Annotated in this window: 4 protein-coding genes and 1 pseudogene; 4 read left to right on the top strand and 1 reads right to left on the bottom strand. The window is 72.1% G+C overall.

The genetic code is table 11. From position 1 onward, the window contains the following. Positions 1-178, bottom strand: a pseudogene (locus SSBG_RS06535) (DNA primase); the annotation flags it as partial. Positions 179-720: 542 nt separating this feature from the next. Between SSBG_RS06535 and SSBG_RS06530 the strand changes: the two are divergent. The 4 genes from SSBG_RS06530 to SSBG_RS06515 form a co-directional block, all read left to right on the top strand. Continuing rightward, entirely contained in the window at positions 721-2,235 is a 1,515-nt protein-coding gene (locus SSBG_RS06530; RefSeq protein WP_008745420.1) for a hypothetical protein, read from the top strand. 636 nt (positions 2,236-2,871) lie between these two features. Further along, positions 2,872-4,230, top strand: a complete 1,359-nt coding sequence (locus SSBG_RS06525) for an ammonium transporter (protein ID WP_008745419.1) — start codon at positions 2,872-2,874, stop codon at positions 4,228-4,230. Then, positions 4,227-4,565: a P-II family nitrogen regulator gene (locus SSBG_RS06520; RefSeq protein ID WP_008745418.1), complete on the top strand. Its 339-nt coding sequence runs from the start codon at positions 4,227-4,229 to the stop codon at positions 4,563-4,565. Before SSBG_RS06525 ends, SSBG_RS06520 begins: the two co-directional genes overlap by 4 nt. A 646-nt stretch (positions 4,566-5,211) precedes the next feature. Then, positions 5,212-6,204, top strand: a 993-nt coding sequence (locus SSBG_RS06515) for a nucleotidyltransferase domain-containing protein (RefSeq protein WP_037869088.1), incomplete at its 3' end; no start/stop codon positions are given.

The following is a 6,204-nucleotide window of genomic DNA, read 5'->3' as shown; positions in this document are numbered from 1 at the left end:
CGGGCGCCCGGCACGTCGCGTCGCCGCAGGAGCAGCCACCGGCCTCGATCCGCGCCCCCGGCGCGACGTCCCAGCCCCACAGCCCCGTGAACTCGGCCACCGTGGTGCACTCCGCGGAGCGTCCACGGCGCCGCACGCCCTCGCGCTTCTCCCGGATGCCGCCGATCGTGAAGCCCATGCCCCCTCCAACGTGTCTGGAGCGTCCAACGCCGCCGACGCTCCGTCGGTTACGCAGCGGACCGGTGGCGTGACATTCCGTGTGTAGCGTGCGGCGCTCGGAGGGGGCGCGAATGTGGTGATGTGCGCCCCGGCGCGCTTCGACGCGCCGTTCCCCGTTCGTCTGTCGTCAGTCAATCGTGTGAAGTGCAGGGCGAGTTATTGGCGCGGGGGTGGCGAAAGGTGGCGTTTCCCCGGCCGGGCTCGTGCGCGCGTGAGGGACGCCCTACCGTCACGGGGCAGACTCCAGCAGTGTGAAGCGTCGGGACGGACGTTGACGCCGAGGCGCCGTACGTCGCACGCGGCGGCGACGACGCGCGGCAGTGGTGACGGTGCGGTGTCACGGCGAGGTGGCGAGGCGGCGGCGATGACACGTCCGCGCGCGCGACGTCGCCACGACGGCGCGCGTGGGCACACGCGACGTCGCGTCATGCTGAGGGGGGCGGGGCCGCGTACGGCAGAGGCGCGGGGCGACGGGTGACGGACGGGGGCGTGCTCATGGACATGGGCCGGGCATTCGGTGGAACGCACAGCGAGGCCGACTACGGCGCGGGCGAGGGCGCGGACAAGAAACCCAACGCCCTCATGGAGTCCTGGTTCGTCCGCAGCGGCTGGTCCAAGGGCGAACTGGCCCGGCAGGTCAACCGGAGAGCCCGCCAACTCGGCGCCGTGCACATCTCGACCGACACCTCCCGCGTACGTCGCTGGCTCGACGGCGAGCAGCCGCGCGACCCGATCCCCCGGCTGCTCTCGGCCCTCTTCTCGGAGCGCTTCGGCTCGCCCGTCAGCGTCGAGGACCTCGGTCTGCGCCCCGTCCACCAGACCCCGTCCACGGCGGGCATCGACCTGCCCTGGACGGCGCCGCAGGCCGTCGCCCTGATGAGTGAATTCTCGCGCAGCGACCTCATGCTGGCGCGGCGCGGTTTCCTGGGGGGTTCCCTCGCGCTGACGGCGGGCGCTGGCCTCGTCGAGCCGATGCAGCGCTGGCTCCAGCCCGCGCACGGTGAGCGCCTCCCGACCGTCGCCGACTTCGCCACGCCGAACCGCACCGCGCGGCGCCTGTCCGAACCCGAACTCTCCCTTCTCGAATCAACAACGGTCATGTTCCGCAAGTGGGACGCACAGAGTGGGGGCGGTCTGCGTCGCAAAGCGGTCGTCGGGCAACTCCACGAGGTCACCGACCTGCTCCAGGAACCGCAGACCGCCGAGACCGGCCGCCGCCTCTTCCGCGTCGCCGCCGAACTCGGCGAACTCGCCGGCTGGATGAGCTACGACATCGGCCTCCAGCCCGCCGCGCAGAAATACTTCGTCCTCGCGCTGCACGCCGCCAAGGAGGCCGAGGACCGGCCCCTCGGCTCCTACATCCTCTCCAACATGGCGCGCCAGATGATCCACCTGGGCCGCCCCGACGACGCGCTCGAACTCATCCACCTCGCGCAGTACGGCAGCCGCCACGAGGCGACGGCGCGCACGCAGGCGATGCTCTACGCCATGGAGGCGCGCGCCTACGCCAACCTCGCCCAGCCCGGCAAGTGCAAGCGCGCCGTGCGCATCGCCGAGGACACGTACGCCGAGGCGACGGAGTCGGCGGGCGAGGAGCGCGACCCGGACTGGATCAACTTCTTCACCGAGGCGGAACTGAACGCCGAGAACGGCCACTCCTTCCGCGACCTCGTCTACACGGCGGGCCGGCACAAGGAGCACGCCGCCCTCGCCGAGCCGCGCATCGAGCGCGCCGTGCAACTCTTCGGCAGCGACCTCGATCACCATCGCTCGTACGCGCTCAATCTCATCGGCCTTTCGACCGTCCACCTGATCAAGAAAGAACCCGAACTGAGTGCCGAACGCGCCGGTGCCGCCATCGGCATCGCGCGCAAGGTCCGCTCCGAACGCCTCAACAACCGCCTGCGCACGACGGTCGACCAGGTCGTCCGCGCCTACGGCGCCGTCCCCGAGGTCCTTCACCTGCGCGACGAGATGGCACGGCAGCTCCCGGAGGACGGGGACGGGTTGATGTAAGGCGGGAGGGCGGAGGACGTGGCGCGCGGGAGGCCGGGTGCGTCGCCGCGGCGGCCGTGTGCGACGCGGCGCGGCAGCGGTGACGTGGCGACGTATCGGCGCGACGTGGCCGCGTAACGTGGCCGTCGTCCCCCGGTGTCCTTCGCCTTGAGGCGGCGCTACGGCTTCGGGTGCGCTTCGCCGTGCGGCGTACCCGTCGCCGCGATGCCCCGTCCACGTGGCGCCCCCCCGATCGCCGCGACGCCCCGTCCACGCGGCGTCCTCGTCCCCGCGACGCCCCCAGCCGCGCGCCGCAACCACCCGATTCCGGCCACTTCCGCCCGTACGTCGCCCCGCTCTCGCGCCCGCGTCGTGACGCGGCGCGACGTCGCGTTGGCCCGCGCAGGTATACGGACGCCGCGGGTGTGCGAGGCGGCGGGGGCCGTTCCGTAGGTTGCGCGACGATAACGACGCGGCGTGGGGTCGCGTCGCGGTTCATGAACGCGTAACACGCACCGTGCCTTCGTCACGGCGGTGAAACACCGAGGGGCATCGGCCGAAACCGCGCTGCGACAACCTCATGGCGCATAACGGCCCACCCCTCACGACCGCACTGGTTGAGCCCGCACGGGCCGCACCGACGACGAGGAGACGCAGATGCCCCCAGGCATTGCGCTCGCCGCAGACGCTCCGCAGCTGTCTGCCGCGAACACGGGATTCATGCTCATCTGTTCCGCCCTGGTCATGTTGATGACCCCGGCGCTGGCCTTCTTCTACGGAGGCATGGTCCGCGTCAAGAGCACCCTCAACATGCTGATGATGAGCTTCATCAGCCTCGGGATCGTCACGATCCTGTGGGTGCTCTACGGCTTCAGTCTCGCCTTCGGGACGGACAAGGGAAGCCTGATCGGCTGGAACGGCGACTTCGTCGGCCTCAGCGGGATCGGCGTCGTACAGCTCTGGGACGGTTACACCATCCCGATCTACGTCTTCGCCGTCTTCCAGCTGATGTTCGCGATCCTGACGCCCGCGCTCATCAGCGGCGCGCTCGCCGACCGCGTCAAGTTCACCGCCTGGGCGCTCTTCATCGCGCTCTGGGTCACGATCGTGTACTTCCCCGTCGCGCACTGGGTCTGGGGCACCGGCGGCTGGGCCTACGACCTCGGCGTCATCGACTTCGCCGGCGGTACGGCCGTCCACATCAACGCGGGTGCCGCGGCGCTCGGCGTCATCCTCGTCATCGGCAAGCGCGTCGGCTTCAAGAAGGACCCGATGCGCCCGCACAACCTGCCGCTCGTGATGCTCGGCGCCGGTCTGCTGTGGTTCGGCTGGTTCGGCTTCAACGCCGGTTCCTGGCTCGGCAACGACGACGGCGTGGGCGCCGTGATGTTCCTCAACACGCAGGTCGCCACCGGTGCCGCGATGCTCGCCTGGCTCGCCTACGAGAAGATCCGCCACGGCGCCTTCACGACTCTCGGCGCGGCGTCCGGCGCCGTCGCGGGCCTCGTCGCGATCACCCCGTCCGGCGGCGCGGTCAGCCCCCTCGGCGCCATCGCGGTCGGCGCCATCGCCGGGCTGCTCTGCGCCATGGCGGTCGGCCTCAAGTTCAAGTTCGGCTACGACGACTCGCTCGACGTCGTCGGCGTCCACCTCGTCGGCGGGATCGTCGGCTCCCTGCTCGTCGGGTTCTTCGCCACCGGCGGTGTCCAGTCCGACGCCAAGGGCCTCTTCTACGGCGGCGGGCTCGACCAGCTCGGCAAGCAGGCCGCTGGCGTCTTCGGGGTCCTCGCGTACTCTCTCGTCGTCTCCGCGCTCCTCGCCCTCCTCATCGACAAGACCATCGGTATGCGGGTCAGCGAGGACGACGAGGTCTCGGGCATCGACCAGGTCGAGCACGCCGAGACCGCCTACGACTACAGCGGAGCCGGCGGCGGCTCCCTGCCCCGCGGCACGGCGGCACCGCTCGCGACCGGGACCACGGCGGCCCCGGCGACGAACAAGAAGGTGGACGCATGAAGCTCATCACCGCGGTCGTCAAGCCGCACCGGCTCGACGAGATCAAGGAAGCCCTCCAGGCCTTCGGCGTCCACGGCCTGACCGTGAGCGAGGCGAGCGGTTACGGCCGGCAGCGCGGCCACACGGAGGTCTACCGGGGCGCGGAGTACACCGTCGACCTCGTGCCCAAGATCCGTATCGAGGTCCTCGTCGAGGACGAGGACGCCGAGCAGCTGATCGAGGTCGTGGTCAAGGCCGCCCGCACCGGCAAGATCGGTGACGGCAAGGTCTGGAGCCTCCCCGTCGAGACGGCCGTCCGCGTCCGCACCGGCGAACGCGGCCCCGACGCCCTCTGACCCCCGCCACGATGCCCGGTGCCACCCCGACGTCCCCCGCCCCGCACGCCGCCCGCGCGACGCACGGGGCGGGGGACGGGCGCGTCGGGGGGAGGGGCGGTGCGGGACGGGGCGGCGGTACGGAGGTGCGAGGGAGCGTGGGGTCGCGCGACGTGGCATATGCGACGTCGCGTGCGACCTGCGCTTTTGTCGCGACGTGGCCCCGGGCGACGTGTCGGCGCGCTACGGGGCATCAGGGCGACGCGGCACGATTCCGCGCGACGCGGCGCAGGGGCGCGGAAGCGTGGCGGGCTGGGCGAACACGTTGCGACGCGAGGCGGCGCGACGAGGCGGCGGCACGGGCACGCGGAGCGCGATACGGCCGGGACGACGGCGGCGACCCGCGCGACGTGGCGCCTGCTAGCGCGCCTCGTCCAGGGCGACGTGGCATATACGACGTCGTGTGCGACCTGCGCTTGCGTCGCGACGCCGCGTCTCCCGCGAGACGTCGCGCACCCTCCCCGAGTACATCGCGACGCCGCGACAACCCCGTAGGCAAGAGAGCACCGCAGGAACCACGAAGGACCCCGCAGGGACCACACCCTTTCGCCGTTGACACCGCTGACCGATCACGAACCCCGCTCCGGCGGGGGCCAGGAGCTGCCGGGTGACGAGCCTCGACCAACGCCACGAAACCGAAGACGCCGAGCCGGGCGGCTACGCGGCGGCCCGACTGCGCCTGCTGCACGAGAACGCGGACGACGGCCGCGCGCGCAGGCAGGCCCTCGCGACGCTCACCGACACCTGGCTCGCCGAACTCTTCGACGCCGCCGCACCACCACGCGGCGTCGCCCTCGTGGCGGTCGGCGGCTACGGACGGGGCGAACTCTCCCCGCGCAGCGATCTTGACCTCCTGCTCCTGCACGACGGCCGCGCCGGACAACGCGACGTCGCAGCCGTCGCGGACCGCGTCTGGTACCCCGTGTGGGATCTCGGCCTCGATCTCGACCACTCCGTCCGCACCCCGGACGAGGCGCGCAAGACCGCGGGCGAGGACCTGAAGGCCCACCTCGGCCTCCTCGACGCCCGCCACGTCGCCGGCGATCTCGGCCTGACCACCGGGCTGCGCTCGACCGTGTTCGCCGACTGGCGCAACCAGGCTCCCAAACGCCTGCCCGCCCTCCACGAACTGTGCGCCGAACGCGCCGAGCGTCACGGTGAGCTCCAGTTCCTTCTCGAACCCGATCTCAAGGAGGCGCGCGGCGGCCTCCGCGACGCGACAGCCCTGCGCGCCGTCGCCGCGTCGTGGCTCGCCGACGCGCCGCGCGCCGGGCTCGGCGAAGCGCGCCGCACCCTCCTCGACGTACGCGACGCCCTCCACCTCGCGACCGGGCGCGCCACCGACCGCCTCGCCCTCCAGGAACAGGACCAGGTCGCCGCCCACCTCGGTCTGCTCGACGCGGACGCGCTGCTCCGGCAGGTCTACGAAGCCGCCCGCACCCTCGCCTACGCGGGCGACGTCACGTGGCGCGAGGTGCAGCGCGTCCTGCGAGCGCGCTCGCTGCGCCCCCGGCTGCGCGCCGTCTTCGGCGGCGGACGCGGCGCGCCGGAACGCAGCCCGCTCGCCGACGGCGTCGTGGAGCAGGAGGGCGAGGCCGTC

Origin of the sequence: Streptomyces sp. SPB074, assembly GCF_000154905.1 — a bacterium.
Classification (GTDB): domain Bacteria; phylum Actinomycetota; class Actinomycetes; order Streptomycetales; family Streptomycetaceae; genus Streptomyces.
The sequence above is the reverse complement of the archived record's forward strand: the minus strand, read 5'-3'. Positions and strand labels throughout refer to the sequence as shown.